Source organism: Streptomyces sp. NPDC012466 (assembly GCF_042955215.1).
GTDB lineage: Bacteria > Actinomycetota > Actinomycetes > Streptomycetales > Streptomycetaceae > Streptomyces.
The window spans coordinates 112,542-136,600 of the sequence record NZ_JBIBEQ010000003.1 but is presented as its reverse complement, the minus strand read 5'-3'; the positions used below and the strand labels follow the sequence as shown (position 1 = coordinate 136,600).

At 73.5% G+C, this 24,059-nt stretch carries 20 protein-coding genes and 2 pseudogenes; 12 read left to right on the top strand and 10 right to left on the bottom strand.

Annotated elements, in window-relative coordinates:
* Positions 1–33 precede the first annotated feature (33 nt).
* The 4 genes and pseudogenes from ACFY9E_RS13000 (at position 34) to ACFY9E_RS12985 (ending at position 2,266) form a co-directional block, all read left to right on the top strand.
* Positions 34–672: a hypothetical protein gene (locus tag ACFY9E_RS13000; protein ID WP_390982368.1), complete on the top strand. Its 639-nt coding sequence runs from the start codon at positions 34–36 to the stop codon at positions 670–672.
* A gap of 169 nt (positions 673–841) precedes the next feature.
* Positions 842–957, top strand: a pseudogene (locus tag ACFY9E_RS12995) (type II toxin-antitoxin system Phd/YefM family antitoxin); the annotation flags it as partial.
* Positions 958–1,074: 117 nt separating this feature from the next.
* On the top strand, positions 1,075–1,455 hold the full coding sequence (locus ACFY9E_RS12990; protein WP_390983725.1) for a hypothetical protein: 381 nt from the start codon (positions 1,075–1,077) through the stop codon (positions 1,453–1,455).
* A 40-nt stretch (positions 1,456–1,495) separates the two neighbouring features.
* Complete coding sequence (locus ACFY9E_RS12985) at positions 1,496–2,266, top strand: glycosyltransferase (protein ID WP_390982365.1); 771 nt, start codon at positions 1,496–1,498, stop codon at positions 2,264–2,266.
* Positions 2,267–2,303: 37 nt separating this feature from the next.
* Here the strand turns inward: ACFY9E_RS12985 and ACFY9E_RS12980 are convergent, their stop codons facing one another.
* From ACFY9E_RS12980 to ACFY9E_RS12970, 3 genes are all read right to left on the bottom strand, one after another.
* Positions 2,304–3,065 (bottom strand): PIG-L family deacetylase, encoded by a 762-nt coding sequence (locus tag ACFY9E_RS12980; protein WP_390982362.1) that lies wholly within the window; start codon positions 3,063–3,065, stop codon positions 2,304–2,306.
* A gap of 9 nt (positions 3,066–3,074) precedes the next feature.
* On the bottom strand, positions 3,075–3,287 hold the full coding sequence (locus tag ACFY9E_RS12975) for a 4Fe-4S domain-containing protein (RefSeq protein ID WP_390982359.1): 213 nt from the start codon (positions 3,285–3,287) through the stop codon (positions 3,075–3,077).
* Positions 3,288–3,374: 87 nt separating this feature from the next.
* The gene (locus ACFY9E_RS12970; protein WP_390982356.1) at positions 3,375–3,842 is read right to left on the bottom strand and encodes a hypothetical protein; all 468 of its coding nucleotides are present in this window, start codon (positions 3,840–3,842) and stop codon (positions 3,375–3,377) included.
* A gap of 436 nt (positions 3,843–4,278) precedes the next feature.
* On the opposite strand from ACFY9E_RS12970, the gene ACFY9E_RS12965 reads away from it, so the two are divergent.
* Entirely contained in the window at positions 4,279–8,478 is a 4,200-nt protein-coding gene (locus ACFY9E_RS12965; RefSeq protein ID WP_390982353.1) for a hypothetical protein, read from the top strand.
* Between the two features lie 166 nt (positions 8,479–8,644).
* Here the strand turns inward: ACFY9E_RS12965 and ACFY9E_RS12960 are convergent, their stop codons facing one another.
* The 5 genes and pseudogenes from ACFY9E_RS12960 to ACFY9E_RS12940 all read right to left on the bottom strand — a co-directional run bounded on the left by ACFY9E_RS12960 (position 8,645) and on the right by ACFY9E_RS12940 (position 11,132).
* Positions 8,645–9,217, bottom strand: coding sequence for a GNAT family N-acetyltransferase (locus tag ACFY9E_RS12960; RefSeq protein WP_390982350.1), 573 nt, complete (start codon positions 9,215–9,217; stop codon positions 8,645–8,647).
* A 12-nt stretch (positions 9,218–9,229) separates the two neighbouring features.
* Positions 9,230–9,478 carry a hypothetical protein gene (locus ACFY9E_RS12955; protein WP_390982347.1) on the bottom strand — a complete coding sequence of 83 codons (249 nt, stop codon included), beginning with the start codon at positions 9,476–9,478 and terminating at the stop codon, positions 9,230–9,232.
* A 131-nt stretch (positions 9,479–9,609) separates the two neighbouring features.
* Positions 9,610–9,753: pseudogene (locus ACFY9E_RS12950) on the bottom strand (DinB family protein); the annotation flags it as partial.
* Positions 9,754–9,757: 4 nt separating this feature from the next.
* Positions 9,758–10,222 carry a hypothetical protein gene (locus ACFY9E_RS12945; RefSeq protein ID WP_390982344.1) on the bottom strand — a complete coding sequence of 155 codons (465 nt, stop codon included), beginning with the start codon at positions 10,220–10,222 and terminating at the stop codon, positions 9,758–9,760.
* Between the two features lie 43 nt (positions 10,223–10,265).
* Positions 10,266–11,132, bottom strand: coding sequence for a bifunctional DNA primase/polymerase (locus ACFY9E_RS12940; protein ID WP_390982341.1), 867 nt, complete (start codon positions 11,130–11,132; stop codon positions 10,266–10,268).
* Positions 11,133–11,502: 370 nt separating this feature from the next.
* Between ACFY9E_RS12940 and ACFY9E_RS12935 the strand changes: the two genes are divergently transcribed.
* The 6 genes from ACFY9E_RS12935 to ACFY9E_RS12910 all read left to right on the top strand — a co-directional run bounded on the left by ACFY9E_RS12935 (position 11,503) and on the right by ACFY9E_RS12910 (position 16,951).
* Positions 11,503–11,829 (top strand): hypothetical protein, encoded by a 327-nt coding sequence (locus ACFY9E_RS12935; RefSeq protein WP_390982338.1) that lies wholly within the window; start codon positions 11,503–11,505, stop codon positions 11,827–11,829.
* A gap of 160 nt (positions 11,830–11,989) precedes the next feature.
* Complete coding sequence (locus ACFY9E_RS12930; protein WP_390982335.1) at positions 11,990–12,904, top strand: OB-fold domain-containing protein; 915 nt, start codon at positions 11,990–11,992, stop codon at positions 12,902–12,904.
* Positions 12,901–13,284, top strand: a complete 384-nt coding sequence (locus tag ACFY9E_RS12925) for a MaoC/PaaZ C-terminal domain-containing protein (RefSeq protein ID WP_390982333.1) — start codon at positions 12,901–12,903, stop codon at positions 13,282–13,284. The genes ACFY9E_RS12930 and ACFY9E_RS12925 overlap by 4 nt, the downstream gene beginning before the upstream one ends.
* Positions 13,281–14,453 carry a lipid-transfer protein gene (locus ACFY9E_RS12920; protein ID WP_390982330.1) on the top strand — a complete coding sequence of 391 codons (1,173 nt, stop codon included), beginning with the start codon at positions 13,281–13,283 and terminating at the stop codon, positions 14,451–14,453. Before ACFY9E_RS12925 ends, ACFY9E_RS12920 begins: the two co-directional genes overlap by 4 nt.
* Positions 14,454–14,586: 133 nt before the next feature.
* Positions 14,587–15,147, top strand: coding sequence for a SigE family RNA polymerase sigma factor (locus tag ACFY9E_RS12915; protein WP_390982328.1), 561 nt, complete (start codon positions 14,587–14,589; stop codon positions 15,145–15,147).
* Between the two features lie 160 nt (positions 15,148–15,307).
* Entirely contained in the window at positions 15,308–16,951 is a 1,644-nt protein-coding gene (locus tag ACFY9E_RS12910; RefSeq protein WP_390983667.1) for a long-chain-fatty-acid--CoA ligase, read from the top strand.
* A gap of 66 nt (positions 16,952–17,017) precedes the next feature.
* On the opposite strand, the gene ACFY9E_RS12905 is transcribed toward ACFY9E_RS12910, so the two are convergent.
* Positions 17,018–18,217 carry an MFS transporter gene (locus ACFY9E_RS12905; RefSeq protein WP_390982325.1) on the bottom strand — a complete coding sequence of 400 codons (1,200 nt, stop codon included), beginning with the start codon at positions 18,215–18,217 and terminating at the stop codon, positions 17,018–17,020.
* 127 nt (positions 18,218–18,344) lie between these two features.
* Here ACFY9E_RS12905 and ACFY9E_RS12900 point away from each other — a divergent pair, with 127 nt between their 5' ends.
* Positions 18,345–18,923, top strand: coding sequence for a TetR family transcriptional regulator (locus tag ACFY9E_RS12900; protein WP_390982323.1), 579 nt, complete (start codon positions 18,345–18,347; stop codon positions 18,921–18,923).
* Positions 18,924–18,947: 24 nt separating this feature from the next.
* Here ACFY9E_RS12900 and ACFY9E_RS12895 read toward each other — a convergent pair whose 3' ends face one another.
* On the bottom strand, positions 18,948–23,813 hold the full coding sequence (locus tag ACFY9E_RS12895) for a PAS domain-containing protein (protein ID WP_390982320.1): 4,866 nt from the start codon (positions 23,811–23,813) through the stop codon (positions 18,948–18,950).
* Positions 23,814–24,059 lie beyond the last annotated feature (246 nt).

Sequence of the window (24,059 nt, the reverse complement as noted above, 5' to 3'; positions counted from 1 at the left end):
TCTCCGCCTGGGAAATTGCCACAGAGTAGGGTCATGAAAATCCCACACTTTACGCCTTCTCGCATCGCTCCTATCGCGACAGTTCTCGGGGCAGGTGCGCTGCTCGGCGCGGTCGGCCCATTCGTGAGCAAATTCGACAACCCGGTCTGCCAGGCCGTAGGCGTCGTATTTTCTGTGGGATGGTCGTGGGCATGCTTCGCCTTCCTGGTCGGTTACTCCCGGCGGTCAAGAATCGAGGCATCACTGCTGGCGTCCTCGGCATTGGCAGTGGGCGTAGCCGTATATTACCTTTTCAAGTTTCTGAGCCCGGCGGTTCCGGCCGGGGGACACGTCATCTCTGGTGCGGGTGACGGCCTCTACTCCAGGGCCGTGTTCTGGGGGGTAGCGGCTTTCGCCTTCGGTGCGCCCATTGGGCTCCTGGGGAGTATGGCCAGAACGCCCGGCATCGGCGGTCTCGGGTTCCGCCTGCTTGTCCCGTTGATCGCCTTCTTCGAGGCATCCCAACGGCTGGCAGCAGAGGTGGACGACTCGCAGGGCCGAGTCGTCGAAATGGTGTGGGCTTCGGTTCGCGTGCTCTCGGTCGTGGCCGTCGTGCTTCTCGTGGGCCATACAGCGTGGAGCTGGTGGCATGGCCGGGGCGCGCGGCAGCCTGCCTCAGCGAAGCGCCTCTGACGCCCCACCAGTACACAGGCCGGGCGGCCGGTCAACGGCGACGCCCGTCAGGCCTCCGCCCACGCGAAACCAGTCAGGGCCGTCAAAGGCATCTCACTCCGCGACCTGTACGAGAACTCATACCATCTGCGGTACCGCTTTCCCGTACGGCCGAGAGAGAGGTGCCACGAGCGGCGAAGCGGTACTGATGTCCGCCGACGCTACGACTCCTGGCAGGAGATCGTCTACCTGCTGCGCTCCCCCGCCAACGCACGAAGCCTCATGGAAGCCGTCACACCGGACAGGTGGCCGCCCCGTCTTCCCCGTGGTCTCCCGTCGTATCGGGCGCCCCTTTCGCGCAGGGCGACGCGCACCGGCTGTCCACCGTCCTCAGCCATGAGACACCCACGACGCAGGAGTGGCATGACGAACACCAAGGCGCGAACGGCCGCGATGATCAGCCCCGTCGCGCAGGAAGCCCAGGACGAGGCGAGGGCGCTGGCCCGGGACGGCCGTACGGGCAAGGCCGTCCGGCGGGTGCGCAAGGGCTCCTGGCTCAAGCGGGGCCCGGCCCGGGAGGCTGTGGGGATGCTGGCCGACGGGCACACGCTGCCCACGAGCAGCGCCCAGGCGCTGGCCGCCCTGCGCCACATCGACGCCCCGCTGGTCGCGGAACTGACCGCTCTGCTCGACGACGGTCAGCAGATCGCCGCGGTCAAGCTGCTCCGCGAGCGGACCGGTGTCGATCTGGCCGGTGGCTATCACCTCGTCCTGGAGCTGGGCAGCGAGCCGGAAACGCAGTGAGCACTACGATCACCGAGGCGTGCTGGTCGGAGAAGGGTGGGTGAACGCCGCCGTGAGTCGGCGCATCGTCGTCGTCACCGCTGTGCACGGGCCCCACGCCCGCTTCCTGCCGGAGGCTTACGCGTCGTTGTGCGCGCAGCGGCTTCCCGCCGGCTGGGAGTGGCACTGGGTCGTGCAGGAGGACGGGGAGAGCGAGGGCGTCCGGCCGTATGTGCCGAGCGACGCCCGGGTGACGTTCCGGCAGGGGCGGGCCGGGGGGCCCGGTGTCGCGCGGACCATGGCGCTGGCGCACGGCGACGGGGCGTACGTGAAGGTCCTGGACGCCGACGACCGGTTGACGCCGGGCGCGCTCGCGCGGGATCTGGCCGCGCTGGAAGGGGACCCGGGCCTCGGGTGGGCCACGTCGCGGGTGCTCGACCTCCTGCCCGACGGGACGACCGTCGGGTTCCCGGGCGATCCGGAGCAGGGGCCGATAGAGCGCGGGGCCGTGCTCGCGCACTGGAAGGCGAACGGCTTTCTCGCACAGGTGCATCCCGCCTCGCTGTGCGTGCGGCGGGAGTTGCTGCTCGCCCTGGGCGGCTGGATGGCGCTGCCCGCCTCGGAGGACACCGGCCTGCTGCTGGCGTTGAACGCGGTGAGCCGGGGCTGGTTCTCGGGGGAGGTGGGGCTGCTGTACCGGAAGTGGGACGGGCAGGTGACCGGGCAGGCGGCCCATACGGACCAGGCCGAGCGGGAAGTGCGGATGGCCGTCGTGGAGGCCAGGGCCAGGGCGTTGTCCCGGCTCCGGTGGGGTGCCCCGGCCTCGCCATGAGAGCAGCCCGGGGCTCCGGTGGGGTGCCCCGGCCGCGCTATGAGAGCAGCCCGGTCTGCGCGGGGGCCGTCGGCGCCAGGTCGTGGCGGGTGTACCACTCCGTGCCGAGCAGCCGTTCCCGCTCGGGCCCGGACAGCGCCGCGATCAGGCCCGGCGCGGCTCCCCGTGCCACCTCCGTACGGTGTGCAAGGACCGCCGCGACCTTCCGGTCCAGCCAGGGGGTGACGTCGACGGCGGCGCTGACGCGTTCGTCCGGGACCGTGCGCAGCGCCTTGCCCACGGGGGCCAGGTGCCCACCCCAGGCCCGGACCGCCGTGTGCGGGTGGGTGGCCAGGTACAGGGCGCTCGGCTGCCAGGGCTCCCCGGCGTCCGGGTAGAGGCGTTCCAATCCGGCGGCGTGGACCGCGAGGGTGGTCACGCGGTGGGTGTGCACATGGTCCTCGTGGCCGGTCAGGCCGCCGTAGGCGTCGTGGGTGAGGACGATCGCCGGGCGGAAGTCCCGCAGATGCGCGACCAGTTCCCCGACCGCCTCGTCCAGCGGGACGTCGCAGAAGCGCGGTCTGCCCGGGGCCGAGTGCGGGACGCGGGAGTCGGCGTGGCCCAGCATGCGTGGCCTGCCGGCGCCCAGGATGCGGAGCGCCTCGGCCAGTTCCGCGGCGCGCGGGGTGTCCGCCGACCAGGTCGCCGTGACGACCGCCGTGCGCGCCCCCGTGGACGCGTGGCGGGCGAGGACACCACCCGCCGACAGGGACTCGTCATCGGGGTGGGCGAAGACCGCGAGCAGGCTCGGCAGCGGCATCCGCCCTCGCTACGGCCGGTCCGGTGACGGTGGCGCCCCGGTGATGCTGATCGCCTGGCTCGGGCACTTCTCGACCGCCTCCAGGATCTCCGGGCCGCCGTCCGTCCGTTCGCGTCCCGGGCGGACGGCGCCGAAGCCGTCGACGAACTCGAAGACCGCCGGGGCCCGGTGGACGCACTCGGCGGAGCCATAGCAGAGTTCGCGGTCTACGGAGACCTTCATTCCCTCGTGTCCCCCTCCTGACGGCATCGGCCGGCGTGGCCGTCGAGGAGTTGACTGCCCAGCGCGGCCCCGGCCGAACCGGCCCGGTTACCGCGCGCCCCCGGCGGTCGCCAGCCAGTGGGCGACCCGGCGTACGGCGGCCTCGTCGAGCCGTTCGACCAGCGCCTGGACGGTTGTGTCGTCCTCGGGGGAGAGGTCGTAGAGGCCCGCCTTGGTCAGCCCGGCGATGAGGACCTGGTGGCGGCGGCCGGTCATCCGTTCCGCCAGTGTGGCCGGTGCGCCGGGGGAGGGCTCCGGATTCGGCTGAGATGCGACGGTCTGTTTCAGCGGGGCGTCGAACCGGTGCCACCCGCCGTCCCTCGGCCCCCACAGGGCGACGGCCACCTCATCGCCCCGTGCGCGCAGGGTCTGGGTCATCTCGCCGAGGGCGTACAGCACCGGTGAGCGGTGGGGCGACTCGGCGGCCGTCTTCCAGGAGCCGGCGTCCGGGCGGTAGAACATCGCGACCCAGCGCGGGACACCCTGCGGTCGTGGGCTCTCGGGACGTGACTCCACTGCGCTCACCCCTGCACATCGCTGCGGAAGCGGTACGGCAGGCCGACCATAGCTGACGGGTCGTCAGTTATCCAGGGTCGGAGGGCACGGTCCGAAGAGGATGCACGGCACGGTCCGAAGGAGACGCGCGGCACGGTCCGCCGGGATCGGGACAGACGGTCCGCGGGGGTTGTGGGGCGTGGTCCGCCGGGGAGGATCACCACGTCGTCCGGCACCGGTCCCTCCCCTCGTGGGGACCGGTACCGAACGGTGGAGCCTCGTCGTCCGGCTCGGACGGAAGCTGACCGGATGGGTGCGCTGCTGCGTCCGGATCCTGCCATTTCCGGCCGCGGACGACGAGATTCCGGGGTTCGGCGGACGGTATTACCGCAGGTCAGCCATATAGAGTGAGTTTTCCGGTCCGGACGTCCAGGCGCGGAAGTAAGGAGCTGAGACCTTGAGTTCCGACTCGGGGGCACGCACCGCCTTCGCCGAACGCCTCGCACTGCTGTACAAGGAAGCCGGCAACCCTCCTCTCAAACGGGTGTCCGAAGCGGTCGTCCGGCTCCAGCGGGTCGACGAACGCGGGCGGCCCGTGCGGGTGTCCGCCCAGCGCATCAGCGACTGGCGGCGGGCCCGGAACGTACCCGCCCAGTTCCCCGCGCTCGCGGCGGTGCTGCACGTGCTGATCCCCGAGGCGCGGCGCGAGCGGCCCACGCCTGTCTCCCCGGGGCTGTACGACCTCGGACAGTGGCAGCGGCTGTGGGAACGCGCGGTGGCCGACCCGGTCGGCGAGCGCCCCGCGGCGTCCGCCGCCGAGGAACGGCCGGCGGAGGAGACCGCGTCCGCCCCCGGAGGGGTCTGCCCGTACCGGGGTCTCGCCTCCTACCGCCGGGAGGACGCCCGGTGGTTCTTCGGCCGGGAGCGGAGCACGGACGCGCTCGTCACCCAGCTCGGGGCCGTCGCGGGGACGGGCGGCCTGGTCATGCTCGTGGGCGCGTCGGGGGCGGGGAAGTCCTCACTGCTGAACGCCGGTCTGGTGCCCGCCCTGCGCGACGGCGCGCTGGGCGGTGACGACGGTGACGACGGCGACGACAGCGGCCGGGCGCGGAAGGTCGTGCAGCTCGTGCCGGGCGGTGATCCGCTGGCGGAGCTGGGCCGGTGCATTCCCGAGCTGGCCGCCGTCGTCCCGGCTCGCGCCGCGCCCGGGAAAGCCGCGTCCCGGCCGGGGGCAGGGCGGTCCGGCGCCTCCTCCGGACAAGAGCCCGGCCCCTCCTCCGGACAAGAGCCCGGCCCCTCCTCCGCACAAGAGCCCGGCCCCTCCTCCGGACAAGAGCCCGGTCCCTCCCCCGGCAGGGAGCCCGCGGCTCGGGAGACCGGCGGTCCACCGGCACCCGATCCCGGCACGCCGCCCTTCACCGGCGCCGTCCGCGCCGCCGTCGCCGCCTGGGCCCGGCGCGAGGCGCCCTCCGGGGCCCGCCCGGTCGTCATCGTGGACCAGTTCGAGGAGACGTTCACCCTCTGCCCCGACGAGGCGGACCGGCGCACCTTCATCGAGGCCCTGCACGCCGCCTGCTCGCCCGCGCGGCCCGGCGAACCGGCCCCGGCGATCGTGGTGCTGGGCATCCGCGCCGACTTCTACGACCGGTGCCTGCGGTACCCCGAACTGGCCGACGCGCTCCAGCACCGGCACATGGTGCTCGGGCCGCTGACCACCGCGGAACTGCGCGAGGCGGTGACCGGCCCGGCCAAGGCCGTCGGCCTGGAGCTGGAGCCGGGGCTGGCGGAGCTGATCGTCCGGGAGGTCAGTGCCGACGGCCCGCGCGGGGCACACGACGCCGGCGTGCTGCCGCTCCTCTCGCACGCCCTGCTCGCCACCTGGCAGCGCAGGAAGGCCGGCCGGCTCACGCTCGCCGGCTACCGCGCGGCCGGTGGCATCCAGGGCGCGGTCGCGGCGACCGCCGAGCGGGCCTGGACCGGCCTCGACCCGGCCGCGCGCACGGCGGCCCGGCTGCTCCTGCTGCGCCTGGTCCGGCTGGGCGAGGACACCCAGGCCACCCGCCGGCGCGGGACCCGGCGGCAGCTGGCACAGGAATCGACCGACCCCTGCAAGACAGAGGAGTCGCTGGAGGCGCTGGTCCGCGCCCGGCTGGTGACGCTCGACGCGGAGACCGTGGAGATCACCCACGAGGCGCTGCTGCACGCCTGGCCGCGGCTGCGCGACTGGATCGACGAGGACCGGCAGGGCAATCTGCTGCGCCAGCGCCTGGAGGAGGACGGCCGGGCCTGGGAGGAGTCGCACCGCGACACCTCGCTGCTCTACCGGGGCTCCCGGCTGGAACAGGCCCACGGCTGGGCGAGGTCCGCCGGGGACAGGTTCCTGACCCGCAGCGCGGTGGAGTTCCTGGCCGCCTCGGTCCGATTGCGCCGGCGGAACCTCTGGATCAGCCGGGGCGCGGTGGCGACTCTGGTCGTGCTGGCGGTGCTGGCCGTCGGATCGGCCGTGATCGCCTGGAAGCAGCGGGACGAGGCCGTCTTCGAGCAGGTGCTCGCCCAGTCCGATCGCGTGCAGGACACGGACCCATCGCTGTCCGCACAGCTCGACCTGGTGGCGCACCGGCTGCGGCCGGACGACAAGGGCGCGAACAGCCGCCTGATCTCCATCGTGAACGCCCCCCTCGCCACGCCCCTCACCGGCCACACCGGCGCCGTCTACCTCACGACGTTCAGCCCGAACGGACGGGTCCTGGCCACCGCCAGCTACGACCGGACCGTACGGCTGTGGAATGTCGCCGACCCCAAGCGCCCGAAACCCCTGGGCAAGCCCCTCACCGGTCACACGAGCTGGGTGAGCAGCGCGGTCTTCAGCCCGGACGGCCGGACGCTCGCCAGCGCTTCCGACGACGGCACCGTACGGCTGTGGGACGTGACCGACCCCGAGCACCCGAAGTCGCTCGGCGCGCCCCTGACCGGCCACGACGGCACCATCTACCTGATCGCCTTCAGCCCGGACGGACGCACGCTGGCCTCCGCGAGCGACGATCACGCGGTCCGGCTGTGGGACCTCGCCGACCGGCGGCGGCCGCGGGTGCTGGGCGCCCCCCTGACCGGGCACAGGGCCGCGGTGCGCTCGGTGGCGTTCAGTCCGGACGGCCGGACGCTGGCCGCGGGCGGTGACGACGGCACGATCCGGCTCTGGGACGTGTCCGAGCCCGGCCGCCCGGAGCCGGCCGGAAGCCCGCTGACCGGCCACTCCACCACGGTGCACTCCGTGGCCTTCAGCCCCGACGGCCGCACGCTCGCCAGCGGCGGCGCGGACGGCACCGTGCGGTTGTGGAACATGGCAGGCGGGGGCCGCCCGGCCGCGATCGGCGCGCCGCTCGCCGGCCACACCGGGCCGGTCTGGTCCGTGGCCTTCAGCCCCGACGGGAACATGCTCGCCGCGGCCAGCGCGGACAGCACCGCCAGCCTGTGGAACGTCGGCGATCCGAGGTATCCCTCGCAGGTCGGCGGGCCGCTCGCGGGCAGCAGCGGCGAGATGTACGCGCTCGGCTTCAGCCCCGACGGGCGCACCCTCGCCACCGGGGCGGGTGACAACAAGGTCCGTCTGTGGTCGGTGCCGACGTCGGACATGGCCGGCCGGACCGGAGCATTCCGGCCGGACGGGCCGGTGCTCGCGACGGCGGCGCGGGACGGCCGGATCCGGCTGTGGGACGTGCGGAAGCCCGGCAGGCCCGTGCGGATAGGAGAACCGTTTCGCCCGCGGAAGGGCGACGTGCGCTCCCTGGAGTTCTCCCCCGACGGCCGCACCCTCGCGGTCGTGACCGGCAACCGGGCCGTGGAGCTGTGGAACCTGGCCGACCCGGAACACCCCGTCCCGTACGGCTCTCCCGCCCCGCTGCGCATCCGGTACGCGGACCCGCTGGCGTTCAGTCCCGACGGGCGGGTCCTGGCCACGGCCTACGACGACCGCACCATCCAGCTGTGGGACATCCGCGACCCGTCCCGGCCGCGCCCGCTCGGCACGCCCCTCACCGGGCACAAGGGCTACGTCAACCACCTCGTGTTCAGCCCGGACGGCCGGACGCTCGCCAGCGGCAGCGCGGACGGCACCATCCGGCTGTGGAACGCGGCCGACCCCGGCCGGGTGACCCTCGTCGGGGCGCCTCTGCGGGGCCACCTCGGAGCGGTCAACGCCCTCGCCTACAGCCGCGACGGCCGCACGCTGGCCAGCGCGGGCGACGACAACTCGGTCCGGCTGTGGGACATCACGGACCCCGCCGAGGTCTCCGAGGAGGCGCGGCTCACCGGGCACACGGAGGCGGTCGTGTCGCTGACGTTCAGCCGGGACGGACGCACTCTGGCCAGTGGCGGCAACGACAGCACGGTCCGGCTGTGGAACGTCTCCGACCCCTCGCACGCCACCGCGATCGGCCAGTCGATGAGCCCCAACGCCAAGAGCGGCACCTTCCTGGCGTTCAGCCCGAACAGTGCCATGCTCGGGGTGTCGAGCGGCGCGGACACCATCCGGCTGTGGAACCTCGACGTCGACGCGGCCGCCCGCCGCGTCTGCTCGATGACCCGGGGGGTGCTGACGCCGGACACCTGGCGGGAGTACCTGCCCCGGCTCTCCTACGATCCGCCGTGCGACGGCTGACCCGGCCCTCTCGCACAACAGGCCCGGCCACCACGGCAGTTGAGTGAGACGAGTCACAACCGCGCTTTCCTGACGGTCAGTCGGCTCGTGGTGGGCAAGCGCTTGTTACCCTTGGCCATGGCTCGACCGCTGGTGCATCCCCCGTCGCCAGCGGTCGGGTCTTTTTTCAGCGCAGGCCGAGGCGCATCAGAATCCGGGGATGACCGGCCAGGACCGAGGTCGTGTCCGCCGCGTGGGTGAAGCCGGCGCGTTCGAAGTTCTTCCGCAGACCCGCGTACGCCATCGTCGGATCGACCTTGGCGTCACCGTTGTCCAGGGGGTACGCCTCGATCGCCGGTGCGCCCCGGTCCCGGGCGAACCCGACCGCGCCGGCGATGAGGGCGTGCGAGATGCCCTGCCTGCGGTGGCCGGGGCGGACCCGGACGCACCACAGCGACCAGACGGGCAGGTCGTCGATGTGCGGGATCTTGCGGTTGCGGGCGAAGGAAGTGTCCGCGCGCGGGGCGACGGCGGCCCAGCCGACCGGTTCGTCACCGTCGTAGGCGAGCACGCCCGGGGGAGGGTCCGCGCGGCACAGCTCCGCGACGTACTCGCCGCGTGCCGGGCCGCGCAGTTCGTTGTTGAGCCGGGAGGGGATCCGGTAGCTCAGGCACCAGCAGACATTCGACTGGGGCGACTTGGGCCCGAGCACGGCACGGACGTCCTCGAAGTCCGTGGCCGGGCGAACGTCGATGCTCATGCCCCCACGATGTCACGCACCGGACGGCCCCGCCCCGGAAGCCGGGGACACGGCCTGGCTGAACGCGTCGTAGAACGGCTGCGCCATCCCGGCGAGCATCGAGGCGCCCTGCGCGAACGGGGTGATCGGATCGATCGCCCCGGACCGACCGCCACCGCCACCGCCACCGCCGCCCTCGGCGGCCAGGGCGGACGAACCGCCCTGAAGGACGACGAGCGCGACGAGCAGAGCGGCGGCACGGGACAGCAGACCAGATCGCATGCCCCCTCCAAGGAACCGCTCCGTCGCAGGTCACAGCACTGCCGTTAGTGATGTAGACGTACCGGTACGCTCGCCGGCAGGGACCCGCCCGCGTCGTGGGGCAGGAGGGACGCTGCGGCCTCCCCCTGCACGGACGCCGCCCGGAGCAGGCGGAGTTGGCCGATCTCGGTCGCGTTCTTCATCAGTTCCGCGTTCACCCAGGCCACCATGTGGGCGACGGTGTGCCGGGGGTCGTTCGGCCAGGGGAACGGGGCCGTGGCGTCCGGGTCCGGGTCGACCCTACGGGGGCGCCGGGGCGTCCCGGGCCAGTCCCGCCCAGTCGAGGTCGCGCAGCGCGGGCTCCGCGTCGCAGCCCGACGGCAGGCGGGGCGTGGACTGGAACCAGACGACGGTCAGGCGCGAGCGGTAGGCGACCGGATCGCGGGCCGGGTCCAGGGCCGCGGAGTGGAACGTGCCGAGGCAGGCCACGGCGGGCAGCACCTCGACCGGCCCGAGGCCGCCCGCGTACTGGTCGGGGTACTCGCGCCGCGGCGGGACGAGGTGCACCGGCGTGCCCGGGCGGAACCGCTCGGCGGCGTGCAGGAGGCCCCGGACCCGCAGATCGTTCAGCGGCTTGCAGGGATAGCCCTCCAGCATGTCGCCGTACGTCGACGAGAACCGCAGGTCGGCGAGGTCCACCGAGCGGCCGGAGGCCAGGACGAGGCGGGCGAGCGCCAGGGCCGGTGATGTGGCGTGCTGTTGCATGGAGGTCTTTCGGTGTTCATGGACGGGGCCGTGCGGGTGGTGCTCACGGCCGGTGCCCGGTCATCCGTGCCGCCGACGCGATGGTCGTGCGGGCCTCCCGCTCGGACAGGCCGGTGTGGACAGCCGCGTCGACCAGGGGAGTCACGAGCGCCGGGCCGATGCCGTCCTCGTAGACCCGGCAGGCCGCCCAGAACAGGCGGGTGTTGCGCTGGCCCTCGTGCGCGGCCAGGACGAACTGCACCAGACCCTGGCCGTGTCCGTCGGCCGTCGGCGGCGCCGGGTGGTGGGCGCGGGGCGGTGGGAGCAGCAGCCGCAGGAGGGAGCGCGGGCAGGGGGCGGGGGGCAGGTGCGCGGTGCCCGGGGCGGCGGCGTAGACACCCTGGGCCGTCCGGGAGCCGGGGCCGACCAGGTAGCCGCCGGCGCCCCGGATGTCGATGCCGGGGGCGAGCCGGCCGGCCGAGTTCGGGACGACCACCTCGGGCGGCCCGCTCAGCCACAGATGACGGCCGCCGGACGGGGTCACGACGACCACGGTCGGCGGGATGGTGAACAGGTGCCGCAGGGCCAGCTCACGCAGGGCGGCGGAGGAGTCCGTGCCGGTCTTCACGTCCAGGTCGAGGCCGATGAGGTGATGCGGGGGCAGTCCGCAGGCGATGCCGTAGCCGGTCGCCCAGGGCGCGGCGGCGAACAGCTCGCGGATGCGGTCCGGGTCGCTGGAGGCGTCGTACACCCCGTGCCCGAGGCGGCCGCACTGGCCGTGGCAGGGGGAGGAGGCGGGGTCGTCGCGGTGGGGGGAGCGCAGCGCGGGGAGCTTGGTCCGGGACAGGGGGAGGACGGCCAGTCCGCGTTCGGCGGCTGACAGGGCGTGTGCGAGGGCCAGCGTCGTGGCCTGCCGGTCGGTGGTGGCCATGACTCTAGTTTCGTACGTATGTTCGAAAAAGGAAAGGGGGAGCGGGTGCGACGCGCCGGGTGGCCCGGGGTCGGCCAAAAAATGCTGGAACGCTCCGTCCCTTGCGGTACCCGGGTTCGAACGCCCCCTTTCGCCACCGTCCGGGACGGAAGTGACACAGAGGGGTTTATCGACTCGTTCTCACGCTTGCGTGCGAATAGCGGCTTCCGGTGTGGTTCGCCGGGAATTCGGTGGGCAATTCTGGATTCGCGACGTCGAGCACCGCACCGGGGCGGTCGGCCAACCTCCCTGGTGACAGCAGTGGTTCACGCACGAATCGGCCATGAGCCGGTGCGTCCTCGGTTCGATAAGTCCTGAAGGGACAAGAAACATGGCAAGCATCCGTACCGCCCGCGTCATCGCAGCCGTCTCCGCCCTTCCGCTCGCAGCCGCCCTCTTCGCCGGTGTCGCGACGGCGGACAACGGCGCCTTCGCGGACAACGGATCCATCGCGTCCGTCACGGAGGCCGAGCAGGGCATCCTCGGCAGCGGCGTCGGCGGCGACAACTTCGGCACCGCGGCCACCAGCCAGCAGCAGGCCGTCGGTGACGGCGCCTCGAACCAGAGCAACACCGCCCAGGTCAACGGCTCGGAGTTCACGGCCGTCAACCAGGGCAATGCCAACACCGCCATCAGCTTCGCCCCGCTGTGGTGGTGAGCTGAGCGGGCCGGTGCGGCGGCGCCGGCCCGGGTGCCGTGGGGGTGTGCTTCGTGGGGGACAAGCGTCTGAGCGGCGGTACTCCGGTACCGCCGCGCAGGCGTTTTCCGCGTCTGCGAGGTCTTGACGGGGCAGTGGATCTGACGGACAGTCAGAAAGCGTGAGAGGTGAGCCGGAGGACCACGAGAAGTTCGAGGCGCGCCTGAAGGCCTACGAGGGCCTCCCGGCCGCCGCCACCGGCATCGGCCGCGACCCCGTCAACGAGCCGATGATCAGGCACTGGTGCGAGGCCATGGGCGACACCAGTCCCGCGTACACGGGACCGGACGCCATCGCTCCCCCCACCATGCTCCAGGCCTGGACCATGGCCGGTCTCCACCGCCGCCCGGAACGCACGGCCGCGTACAACGAACTCCTCACTCTGCTCGATGAGTCGGGTCATGACGCGGTCGTCGCCACCGACTGCGAACAGGAGTACCTGTGCCCCCTGCGCCCGGGCGACCGGATCACCTTCGACTCGGTGATCGAGTCGGTGTCCGGCCGCAAGACCACGAAGCTCGGGGCGGGTTACTTCGTCACGACCCGCACCGACGTCCGCGCGGGCGGCGAACTCGCCGGCACCCACCGCTTCCGCATCCTCAAGTACGCACCCGCACACCGGCCTTCGAAGCCGGCGGAACGCCGCCCCCGCCCCGTCGTCAACCGCGACAACGCCGGCTTCTGGGAGGGCGTGGCCCGCCACGAGCTCCTCATCCAGCGCTGCACCGCCTGCGCCACCCTGCGTTTCCCCTGGCTGCCGGGCTGCAACGGCTGCGGCTCCCCGGACTGGGACACCGTCGAGGCGAGCGGCGAGGGCACGGTCTATTCCTATGTCGTCCTGCACCACCCGCCCTTCCCGGCCTTCGAGCCCCCTTACGCGGTCGGCCTGATCGAGCTCGCGGAGGGCGTGCGGATCGTCAGCAACGTCGTCGGGGTGCCGTACGACGAGGTGCGGATCGGCATGCCGGTGCGGCTGGAGTTCCGGCGCTACGACGACGAACTGGTACTGCCCGTCTTCCAGGGGGTGGCGCCGTGAAGGCCGGTGACCGCCTCCCGCCCCTGGAGATCCCCGTCACCCGGACCCTGATCGTCGCCGGGGCGATCGCCTCCCGCGACTACCAGGACGTCCACCACGATCCGGACCTCGCCCGGCAGAAGGGCTCCCCCGACATCTTCATGAACATCCTGACGACCAACGGCCTGGTCGGCCGCTACATCACCGACCACTTCGGCCCCCGGGCCGTGCTGCGCAGGGTGGCCATACGGCTCGGCGCCCCCAATCACCCCGGCGACACGATGGTGCTGACCGGCACGGTCGAGGAGGTCGACGGCGACACCGCGACGGTCCGGGTCGTCGGCGCGAACGGCCTCGGCACGCATGTCACGGGCACGGTGACGGTGCGGGTCCCGGCATGAGCCCGACAGGGCGGGACGGTCTCGGAGGGCGCGCGGCCGTCGTCGGTGTGGGGGCCACCGCGTTCACCAAGGACTCGGGCCGCAGCGAACTGCGCCTGGCGGTGGAGGCGGTGCACGCCGCCCTCGCGGACGCGGGGCTGACCCCCGCCGACGTCGACGGAATGGTCACCTTCACCATGGACACCAGCCCCGAGATCACCGTCGCCCAGGCCGCGGGCATGGGGGAACTCTCCTTCTTCTCCCGGATCCACTACGGCGGCGGCGCGGCCTGCGCCACCGTCCAGCAGGCCGCCCTGGCGATCACCGCGGGCGTGGCGGACGTGGTCGTCTGCTACCGGGCCTTCAACGAGCGCTCGGGCCGCCGCTTCGGCTCCGGGGTGCGGCACCGGGAGCCGTCGGCGGAGGGCGCGGCGCTCGGCTGGTCGCTGCCGTTCGGCCTGCTCACCCCGGCCTCCTGGGTGGCGATGGCGGCCCGGCGCTACCTCCACACCCACGGGCTGACCCCGGAGGCGTTCGGGCATGTGGCGGTCGTCGCCCGCAAGCACGCGGCGACCAACCCGGCGGCCTGGTTCCACGGCCGGCCCATCACCCTCGCCGACCACGCCGCCTCGCGTTGGATCGTCGAACCGCTGCGGCTGCTGGACTGCTGCCAGGAGACCGACGGCGGCCAGGCCCTCGTCGTCACCTCCGTCGAACGGGCCCGCGACCTGCCCCGCCCGCCCGCCGTGATCGCCGCCGCCGCCCAGGGCGCCGGACGCGCCCAGGAGCAGATGACCGGCTTCTACCGCGACGACCTGACCGGCCTGCCCGAGAGCGCGGTCGTGGCCCGGCAGCTGTGGCGGACCTCGGGGCTCGCGCCCGCCGACATCGACGTGGGCATCCTCTACGACCACTTCACGCCGTTCGTGCTGACGCAGCTGGAGGAGTTCGGCTTCTGCGGGCGGGGCGAGGCGGCGGACTTCGTGGCCGAGGAACGCCTGCCCCTCAACACGCACGGCGGGCAGCTCGGAGAGGCGTACCTGCACGGCATGAACGGCATCGCGGAGGCCGTCCGGCAGATCCGGGGCACGGCGGCGAACCAGGTGCCGGGAGCGGAACGGGTCCTGGTGACGGCGGGGACGGGCGTGCCCACGTCCGGGCTCGTCCTGACCGCCGACCCCCAGGGGTGAACCCGCAGTACTCCGGGACCCGCGCTCCACCTACAGGAGGTGCAGCCGGCCCCACCCCTACAACCTGAGAGGGACCCCGCTTCGGGACCTGCGGCCGATCCGCTCACCATGCGCTCGCTCATAGCGTTGAGCCATGACCACACTCGTCTGCACGAGCGCTTCGAAGGCGGCCGGACCAGCGGCGCAGACCCTTCCGTACCCGTCGTTCTCGTCGTACGTCAGGGCCCGCCAGCCGGTGCTGCTGCGTACCGCCCGCTCGCTCACCGGCAACCCGAGCGACGCGGAGGACCTGCTGCAGACCGCCCTCACCAAGACGTACGTCGCCTGGGAGCGCATCGAGGACCACCGCGCCCTCGACGGCTATGTGCGACGGGCGCTGCTGAACACCCGGACCTCGCAGTGGCGCAAGCGCAAGGTCGACGAGTTCGCCTGCGACGAGCTGCCCGAGCCCGACCCGGTGGCCGCCGGTGACGACCCGGCCGAGCAGCAGGCGCTGCGCGACGCGATGTGGCGGGCGATCATGCGGCTGCCCGCCCGGCAGCGGGCGATGGTGGTCCTCAGGTACTACGAGGACCTCAGCGAGGTCCAGACGGCCGAGGTGCTCGGCGTCTCGGTGGGCACGGTGAAGTCGGCCGTCTCCCGGGCGCTCGGCAAGCTCCGCGAGGACGCTGAGCTGGGACTTGTCCGCCGGTGAGAGGGTGTCCCGCCCGCTTGTGAGCTGCCCCTCCGGCATGGCGTGATCTGATCGATCACCCGGGCCTAGTGACATACCGCGCGGTATGTGCGCAGAATCAGCGCAACCCTTACCACCGCGTAGGCAATGTCGCCCCCGGGAGGACGCCGTGCTGAGCACGATGCAGGACGTACCGCTGCTGATCTCGAGGATCCTGACCCACGGGTCGACGGTCCACGGGACATCGCAGGTGACCACCTGGACCGGTGAGGACGAGCCGCACCGCCGCTCCTACGCGGAGATCGGCGCCCGCGCGGCCCAGCTGGCCCACGCGCTGAGGGACGACCTCGGTGTCACCGGCGACGAGCGCGTGGCGACCCTGGCCTGGAACAACGCGGAACACGTCGAGGCGTACTTCGCGATCCCGTCCATGGGCGCGGTCCTGCACACCCTGAACCTCCGCCTCCCGCCCGAGCAGCTGGCCTGGATCGTCCACCACGCCGCCGACCGCGTGATCATCGCCAACGGTTCGCTGCTCCCCCTGCTCGCCCCGCTGCTGCCGCACCTGAAGCCGGTCGAGCACGTGGTCGTCACGGGCCCCGGAGACCGCTCGCTCCTCGCCGACGCGGCCGTCCGCGTTCACGAGTACGAGGACCTGATCGCCGGGAAGCCGACGTCGTACGACTGGCCCGAACTGGACGAACGCCAGGCCGCCGCCATGTGCTACACCTCCGGCACCACCGGCGACCCCAAGGGCGTCATCTACAGCCACCGCTCCATCTACCTGCACTCCATGCAGGTCAACATGGCCCAGTCGATGGGGCTGACCGACCAGGACACCTCACTGGTCGTGGTGCCCCAGTTCCATGTGAACGCCTGGGGCCTGCCGCACGCCACGTTCATGACCGGCGTGAACATGCTGATGCCGGACCGCTTCCTCCAGCCGGCCCCGCTCGCCGCGATGATCGAGAGCGAGAAGCCGACCCACGCCGCCGCCGTCCCCACCATCTGGCAGGGCCTGCTCGCCGAGCTGACCGCGAACCCTCGCGACGTCTCCTCCCTCGGCCAGGTCACCATCGGCGGCTCGGCCTGCCCGCCGTCGCTGATGGAGGCCTTCGACAAGCTGGGCATGCGGGTCTGTCACGCCTGGGGCATGACGGAGACGTCCCCGCTGGGCACGGTCGCCCGTCCGCCGGCCGGCGTGGCCGGCACGGAGGAGGAGTTCGCCTACCGCCTCACCCAGGGCCGCTTCCCGGCCGGCGTCGAGGCCCGCCTGACCGGCCCCGGCGGCGAACGCCTTCCCTGGGACGGCGAGTCCGCCGGTGAGCTGGAGGTGCGCGGCCCCTGGATCGCGGGCGCCTACTACAACGGCCCCGACGCCGAGCTCCTCCGCCCCGCCGACAAGTTCAGCGAGGACGGCTGGCTCAAGACGGGCGACGTCGGCACCATCTCCGCCGACGGCTACCTCACCCTCACCGACCGGGCCAAGGACGTCATCAAGTCCGGCGGCGAGTGGATCTCGTCGGTGGAGCTGGAGAACGCGCTGATGTCCCACCCGGACGTCACCGAGGCGGCCGTCGTCGCCGTCCCCGACGACAAGTGGGGCGAGCGCCCCCTGGCCACGGTCGTCCTCAAGGAGGGCTCCACCGCCACCTTCGAGACCCTGCGCGCCTTCCTCGCCGACGAGGGCCACATCGCCAAGTGGCAGCTCCCGGAACGCTGGACGATCATCGAGTCGGTCCCGAAGACGAGCGTCGGCAAGTTCGACAAGAAGGTGCTGCGCAGGCAGTACGCGCAGGGGGAGCTGGACATCACCCGGCTCTGACCCGCCCGCCGGGCGGGTCCGCCGTACGCCGGCACGTCACCGGCGTACGGCGGCCGGTCCCCCTCATCACCGCCGCACGGAGGTCAGCCCCCACCCCAGCACCAGCCACAGACCCGCCACCCCGCACACCCCGCCCCAGCCGACGTGGCTGAAGGCGGCCCCGGCGAGAGCGGAGGCGGCGGCGCCGCCCGCGAAACCGGCGACCACATAGGCGGTGTTGGCGGTGGCCGGGGTGGAGGTGGCGGTCAGGGCGAGGGTCTGGTTGGCGACATGGGAGGCGACCAGCGCCGCGTGCACGGCGATCGCGGCGGCGAACAGCGCCCACAGCACCTGCCCGCCCAGCCAGAACAGGGGCACGGACACGGCGGCGATCAGATACGCCGACCGCACGACCTTGCCGGCGCCGAACCGGTCCACCAGCCCGCCCGCCAGCGGCGCCACCGCGCTAGCGGTCAGCCCGAACAGCCCGAACAGCCCGGCGGTGGCGGTGGACAGCCCGTACTCCGGCCCGGTCAGCAGCAGGGCCAGCGAGGTCCACAGGGCGCTCCACGCACCGAACATCCCGGCCTGCCGCACACACGCCCGCCACAGGTCCGGCGAGCTCCGCAGCACGGACGGCAGCGCGACCAGCCCCGCGAACAGCGGGCCCTCCCGGCGCCGCCGCGACGGCAGGACCACCGCGGTCGCGAGCCCCAGGACGAGGGTGAGCACGGCCGCGCCCGCGAACACCCACCGCCAGCCGAAGGCCTGCCCGGCCAGTCCGCCCAGGACCCGGGCCGCGACGATGCCGGTGAACAGGCCCGCGATGACGGCCGCGACATGCCGGGCGCGCCGCTCGGCGGGGGCGCGCTCGGCGACCAGCGGGACGAGCAGCTGAGGGATGACGGTCGCGGCCGAGGCGACGAACATCGCGGCCGCGAGGGCGGCGGTGCCCGGGGCGACCGCACTGGCACCCAGCGCGAGAGCGGTGACGAGCGTGAGCCCCGCGACCAGCCGGCGCCGGTTCGCGCTGTCGCCGAGCGGGGCGAAGAACAGCAGGCCGACCGCGTAGCCGAGCTGGGCGACCGAGGCGATCCAGGCGATGGCCGAGGGTGCCGAGCCGAAGTCGCGGGCCATGAGCGGGAGCAGCGGTGCGGCGAGGTAGATGTTGGCGGCGGTGACCGCGCTGCACACGGCGAGCAGGGTGAGGAAGAGGCCGGGGGCGGGGGTACGGGCCTGCCGCACGGGGGCGCCGGCCTGGACTGTGGTCGTGGTCGCTGACGGCATGGAAGGGAGTCCTTGGAGTCGACTCTAGCAACTAACTGGTTGGTTGGCTGATGGGTGAACAGTCTGTGCCGCCCCGCCATTCCCTGTCAACCAAACAGTTGGTTACCCGGCGCGCTACCCTCTCCCCATGGCAGCAAGGGACCCCGAGGCCACCAAGGCCCGGATCTTCGAAGCGGCGGTCGCCGAGTTCGCCCGGCACGGCATCGCCGGCGCCCGCATCGACCGCATCGCCGCCGAGGCGAAGGCCAACAAGCAGCTCATCTACGCCTACTTCGGCAACAAGGCGGAGCTGTTCGCCATCGTCCTGGAGAAGAAGATGCTCCACCTCGCCGAGGCCGTCCCCGTCGACCCGGACGACATCGAGGGCTGGGTCGACCGCCTGATGGACTACCACGCCGCCCACCCGGAGCTGCTGCGCCTGCTCTTCTGGGAGGGCCTGGAGTACGGCAGCACCGAACTGCCCCACGAGTCCGACCGCCAGGAGCACTACGCCCGCAAGGTCGCCGCCCTGCGGGACGGCCAGGCCCGGGGAGCCGTCACCGACGCCATCCCGGCGGCCGACCTGCTCTTCCTGCTGACCGCCCTGGCCAACTGGGCCGCCGTCGTCCCCCAGATGCGGCGCATCCTGGTCGGCGAGGGGGATCCGGACCGGGACCGCCTGCGGGCATCGGTGAAGGAGGCCGCGCGCCGGCTGACGGCACGCTAGGACCCGCCGGCACGCCGGTACCGGCTAGTTCGTGCCGATCCGGCTGAGCAGCTCGACGATCCTGGACTGCACCTCGGAGCTGGTGGACCGCTCCGCGAGGAACAGCACCGTTTCCCCGGAGGCCAGTCGCGGCAGGTCGGCCTGATCGACGGCGGCGGTGTAGACGACCAGCGGGGTGCGGTTGAGCTGCCCGTTCGCCCGCAGCCAGTCGATGATCCCGGCGAAGCCCTCCTGCCGCTGCACCTGCAGCAGGTCCATCACGACCAGGTTCGGCCGGAACTGCCCCGCCAGCGTCACCGCGTCCGCGTCGCTCGCGGCCCGCGCGACCTGCATCCCGCGCCGCTCCAGCGTCGCCGTCAGTGCCAGCGCGATCTCGGCGTGCTCCTCGATCAGCAGCACCCGCGGCGGATGCTGCTCACTGTCGCGCGGCGCCAGCGCCTTCAGCAGCACGGCCGGATCGGCGCCGTACGCCGCGTCCCGTGAGGCCTGGCCGAGCCCGGCCGTGACCAGGACGGGCACCTCGGCGGCGACGGCCGCCTGCCGCAGCGACTGCAGCGCCGTACGCGTGATCGGTCCGGTCAGCGGGTCCACGAACAGCGCGGCGGGGAAGGCCGCGATCTGCGCGTCGACCTCCTCGCGCGAGTGCACGATCACCGGCCGGTAGCCGCGGTCGCTCAGCGCCTGCTGCGTGCTCACGTCCGGCGCCGGCCACACCAGCAGCCGCCGCGGGTTGTCCAGCGGCTCGGGCGGCAGCTCGTCGTCCATCGGCTGCGGCCGCGGAGGATCGGCCACCTCGACGGCCCCACCGGGCCCGTCCAGCGGTTCGGGGCCCTCGGCGGCGTTCACGTCGGGTGCGCCTATGGCGTACGACCGTCCGCCGCCCTCGGTCATCTGCGCGAGCCGCGACTGACCGGCGAGGGACGGCTGCGCGGGGGCGGTGGCCGGGGCGGGGACCTGCGCGGAGAGCGGCGGCGGGGTGTGCTCGCCGGTCGGATGCGGCCGGGCGGCCTGTTCCGGGCGGGGTGCCTGGGCCGCCGGACGCGCCTGCCCCTGCTCCGGGCGGCCCGCCTGGTCCGTACGCGTCGCCGGGTCGGGCGGCGTCCCGAGCTTGCGGCGCCGGCCCGAGCCACCCGGCTGGTGCGGGGGAGGCGTCGCCGACTGCTGCGGCACGGACTGCGGGACCGGCATGGCCGACGGCTGCTGCACGTGGGCCGCCTGCCGGTTGAACGGCACGCCCTGCCCCAGCGTCCGCACGCTGATCGCCCGCCCCTGCGTGGAGTTCGGGTCGACGGGCGCGGCGGCCTCGGCGGGCAGCGGCTGAGCCGCCCGCGGCACGCCCTCCGGCGGCAGCGGGGTGCCCGGGGCGGGGGTGTGCTGCTGCGGGGCCCGCGGCGTGCCGTTCGGGGGCGCGGGGTGCGCGGCACCCGCGCCCGTGTCGTCGGTGGCGGGCCAGGGCCGCGAGGCGGGGGCACCGGCCTGCGGCGGCGTTCCGTGGGCGTTCGTGCCGTGGGGAGGCGTTCCCGGAGCGGGCGAGCCCTGGGAAGGCGTGCTCAGGGGAGGCGCCCCCTGGGCCGGTCCGACCTGCCCGGGAGCGGCCTCAGCGGGGAGCGGCAGACCGGCGGAGGACTGCTGACCCGGTGCGGCGACGCCCTGCTGCGGCAGAGGCTGGGCCGGGGCCGGGGCCGGGGGCTGCAACGCCTGCCCCGGGAGAGCCGCCTGCACGCTGTGCCCGAGCCCGCCCTGAGCCGGAACGGACACGCCCTGCGGGGGTACGGCGACACCTTGCGGAGGTACGGCGACACCTTGCGGAGGTACGGCCGTGCCCTGCGGAGGTACGGCAGCGCCCTGCGGCTGGGTGCCCTGTGGGACGTTCCCGTGCGGGAGGGTGCCCTGCGGAGGTACGGCAGCGCCCTGCGGCTGGGTGCCCTGTGGGACGTTCCCCTGCGGGAGGTCGCCCTGGGGTGCGACGGCGTCACCCTGTGGGTGAGTGGCGTTGCCCTGCGCGGGAACCGGCGCGCCCTGCGGCGGCACGGCCGCACCCGGAGGGACCGGGGAAGCGGCGACGCCGGCCTGGACGGGTGCGCCCTGCCCCGGCCCGGCCTGCCCCAACGGGGCCTGACCGGTGGCGTCCTGCCGCACGGGAACACCCTGCGCCGGCCCGGCGGGCACGGAAGCGGCGGGTACGGAAGCGGCGGGCACCGGACCTGCCTGGTCGGCCTGCCCCGGCACCTGCGGTCCGGCCCCCTCGGCCGGCTGCGGTGTCGCGACGGCCCGCCGCCGGCGGCCGGTCGGCGCGCTGGTCGGATGCGGCTGGGGCGGAGTGTGATCGGCGGACTGGTCGTGAGGAACGGCGTCGTGCCGCCCCTCCTCGGCCACCCTGTCACCGGCGGCGGCCGCACCGGGGACCGCCACGGCGCCCGGCGCCTGGACCGGCGCCTGCCCCTGAGCGGGCACGGCACCCGGCGTACCCACGGGAACGTCAGCGACCTGCTGCCCCTGGCCGGCCTGCGCCTCCTGGGGAGCCGGGGCCGGGGCCGGAGTCTGATCGGCCTCGGCCGGCGGCAGCGCGAACACCGGGCGCGGCCCCGCCGCTTCCTGCGCGGCGGCAGCGGCAGCCGCCCGCTCGTTGGCGGCGGCCAGCGCCCGCCGCCGGCGTCCGGTCGGCTGCTGCGCCTGTTCCTGGGCCGCCTCGGCCGAACCGGCGGACTCACCACCGGACGACGCCGCGGGCAGCGCCGGCGGCAGCGCGGCCTGCTCACCGGGTTCCCGCCGGGCCCGCCGTCCGGACGGCGTGGGCACGCCCTGCGGCGGTACGGTTCCGCCCAGGCCCGTGTTCGAGGCGGCGGCCCCCGCCGCATGCTCGGCGGCCGTCACCACGGCCCCCTCGGCGACACCCTGGACGGCACTGCCGACGGCATCCGCACCGGCGTCCTCGGCCGCGCGCCGCCGCCGCCCGGTCCCGCCGGACGCGGCGCCCTCACCGGACGCCAGTGCCGGAAGGGCGGCCTGTTCCCCGGCGGCCCGGCGCCTGCGCCGCCCGGTGGGCGCGGTCCCGTCGGCTCCGGGAGCACCGGCCCCGTCGCCCTCTCCACCCGGAACGTCTCCGTCGAGGAAGGCGTCCGTGGTGGCCCGCCGTGCCCGGCGCCGCCCCCCGCCGGAGGTCTGGTCGGCGGGGTCGACGAGAGCGAGCGCGGCGGACTCGTCCACCGGCTGGGCGGCGACGGCCCCGGCCCCGCCCCCGATCGGCACCTCGAGGACGTACGCGCTCCCGCTCATGCCCGGCACGTCGTGCGTCTGCAGCACCCCGCCGTGGGCCCGGACGATCCCGCGCACGATGGGCTCGTGCACGGTGTCGCCACCGGCGTACGGCCCGCGTACCTCGATGCGTACGACCTCGCCGCGCTGGGCCGCCGCCACCACGACGGTGTTGTCGAGATAACCGCCCGCCGACACGGGCGTGTTGCCGGTCGCGTCGACGCCCGCCACGTCCGCGACGAGATGCGCGAGGGCGGTCGCGAGCAGCCGGGGGTCGACCTCGGCCTCGATGGGCGGCGCGTGCACGGCGAACTGCACCCGGCCGGGCCCGATGAGCTCGACGGCCCCGTCGACCCCGGCCGCGACGACGGCGTCCAGCATCACCTTCGTGCGGGAGACGTCCTCGCTGCCCGCGTCGAGGCGCTGGTAGCCGAGGACGTTGTCGATCAGCGTCGTGATGCGCGCATAGCCGGCCGACAGGTGGTGCAGCACCTGGTTGGCCTCGGGCCACAGCTGCCCGGCGTCGTCGGCGGCCAGCGCGGCCAGCTCGCGGCGCAGCTCCTCCAGCGGGCCGCGCAGCGACCGCCCGAGCAGGGTCAGCAACTGCTCGTGCCGGGCGGCGAGCGCCTCGAACCGGTCCTTCTCCCGCTCCCCGAGCGCGGCGTACCGCTCCTCGTTCGCGGCGAGTTCCTCGGCGTGGCGCTCGGTCAGCTCCTCCACCTCGGTGACGTGCTGCTGGCGCAGCGCGGTGAGCTCGGAGGCGTGCTCCTCGGCGATCCGCTCCAGTTCCTCGGCGTGCCGCTTCTCCGCCGCCTCCTTCTCCTCGACGACGGCGTCGTAGGGCCGCCGGTCGGTGAAGGTCATCACGGCGCCGACGAGCTGGTCCCCGTCGCGTACGGGCGCGGTCGTCAGGTCGACCGGGACCTTGCCGCCGTTCTTGGCGTACAGCACCTGCCCGCGCACCCGGTGCTTGCGCCCGGAGCGCAGGGTGTCGGCGAGCGGCGAGTCCTCGTAGGGGAAGGGCGAGCCGTCGGCGCGCGAGTGCAGCACGAGGTTGTGCAGTTCGCGCCCGCCGAGGTCGCTGGCCCGGAATCCCAGTATCTGGGCGGCGGCCGGATTGACGAGCACGATCCGCCCGTCGGTGTCGGTGCCGACGACGCCCTCGGCAGCGGCCCGCAGGATCATCTCGGTCTGCCGCTGGGACCGGGCGAGCTCGGCCTCGGTGTCCACGGTCCCGGAGAGGTCACGTACGACGAGCATGAGCAGCTCGTCGCCGGTGTAGCCGTAACCGTCGTAGGCCTGCTGGCCGTTCTCCAGATTCGCACTGGTGACCTCGACGGGGAACTCTGTTCCGTCGGTCCTGCGCGCGATCATCCGGGTGGGCTTGGTGCGGGCCTGCGGATCGAGGTGTTCAGGGCGCCGCATCGAGCCGGGGATGAGCTTGGAGTCGAACTGCGGCAGCAGATCCAGCAGCCCGCGTCCCACCAGAGCGGTCCCCGGAGTCTCGAAGGCCTCCAAGGCGATGGTGTTGGCGTTGACGACCGTGCCGTTGGCGTTGACCAGCACCAACGCGTCGGGAAGCGCGTCCAGTATGGCTGCGAGGCGAGCAGCGCCTCGGGATGGCCTGCTGCTCACGAGACGCTTCCTCCCTGTTACCGCACCTTGCCGACCGCTCGGGCCATCTTGCCAACCGTCCCGCGGCGTGTCACGCGAGGGAGTCTAAGGGCTGCGGTTGCGCTCGCGACGCCGGATGAGAGCGAGGTCGCACGAGGAAGTGACACCGAACTGACGACCGAGTAAGCGGAAACGCCCGCCCTCCTGCGACGACGTCGCGGGACCTTCGCGGGACCTTTACGGCGACGGTGTTTCTGTACCTTTCGG

What these genes read in the sequence shown, in the direction of transcription:
- ACFY9E_RS13000 (WP_390982368.1), top strand. Translation starts at nt 34, where the DNA reads ATGAAAATCCCACACTTTACGCCTTCTCGCATCGCTCCTATCGCGACA.
- ACFY9E_RS12990 (WP_390983725.1), top strand. Translation starts at nt 1,075, where the DNA reads ATGACGAACACCAAGGCGCGAACGGCCGCGATGATCAGCCCCGTCGCG.
- ACFY9E_RS12980 (WP_390982362.1), bottom strand. Translation starts at nt 3,065, where the DNA reads ATGCCGCTGCCGAGCCTGCTCGCGGTCTTCGCCCACCCCGATGACGAG.
- ACFY9E_RS12975 (WP_390982359.1), bottom strand. Translation starts at nt 3,287, where the DNA reads ATGAAGGTCTCCGTAGACCGCGAACTCTGCTATGGCTCCGCCGAGTGC.
- ACFY9E_RS12960 (WP_390982350.1), bottom strand. Translation starts at nt 9,217, where the DNA reads ATGAGCATCGACGTTCGCCCGGCCACGGACTTCGAGGACGTCCGTGCC.
- ACFY9E_RS12955 (WP_390982347.1), bottom strand. Translation starts at nt 9,478, where the DNA reads ATGCGATCTGGTCTGCTGTCCCGTGCCGCCGCTCTGCTCGTCGCGCTC.
- ACFY9E_RS12945 (WP_390982344.1), bottom strand. Translation starts at nt 10,222, where the DNA reads ATGCAACAGCACGCCACATCACCGGCCCTGGCGCTCGCCCGCCTCGTC.
- ACFY9E_RS12940 (WP_390982341.1), bottom strand. Translation starts at nt 11,132, where the DNA reads ATGGCCACCACCGACCGGCAGGCCACGACGCTGGCCCTCGCACACGCC.
- ACFY9E_RS12935 (WP_390982338.1), top strand. Translation starts at nt 11,503, where the DNA reads ATGGCAAGCATCCGTACCGCCCGCGTCATCGCAGCCGTCTCCGCCCTT.
- ACFY9E_RS12920 (WP_390982330.1), top strand. Translation starts at nt 13,281, where the DNA reads ATGAGCCCGACAGGGCGGGACGGTCTCGGAGGGCGCGCGGCCGTCGTC.
- ACFY9E_RS12915 (WP_390982328.1), top strand. Translation starts at nt 14,587, where the DNA reads ATGACCACACTCGTCTGCACGAGCGCTTCGAAGGCGGCCGGACCAGCG.
- ACFY9E_RS12910 (WP_390983667.1), top strand. Translation starts at nt 15,308, where the DNA reads ATGCAGGACGTACCGCTGCTGATCTCGAGGATCCTGACCCACGGGTCG.
- ACFY9E_RS12905 (WP_390982325.1), bottom strand. Translation starts at nt 18,217, where the DNA reads ATGCCGTCAGCGACCACGACCACAGTCCAGGCCGGCGCCCCCGTGCGG.
- ACFY9E_RS12900 (WP_390982323.1), top strand. Translation starts at nt 18,345, where the DNA reads ATGGCAGCAAGGGACCCCGAGGCCACCAAGGCCCGGATCTTCGAAGCG.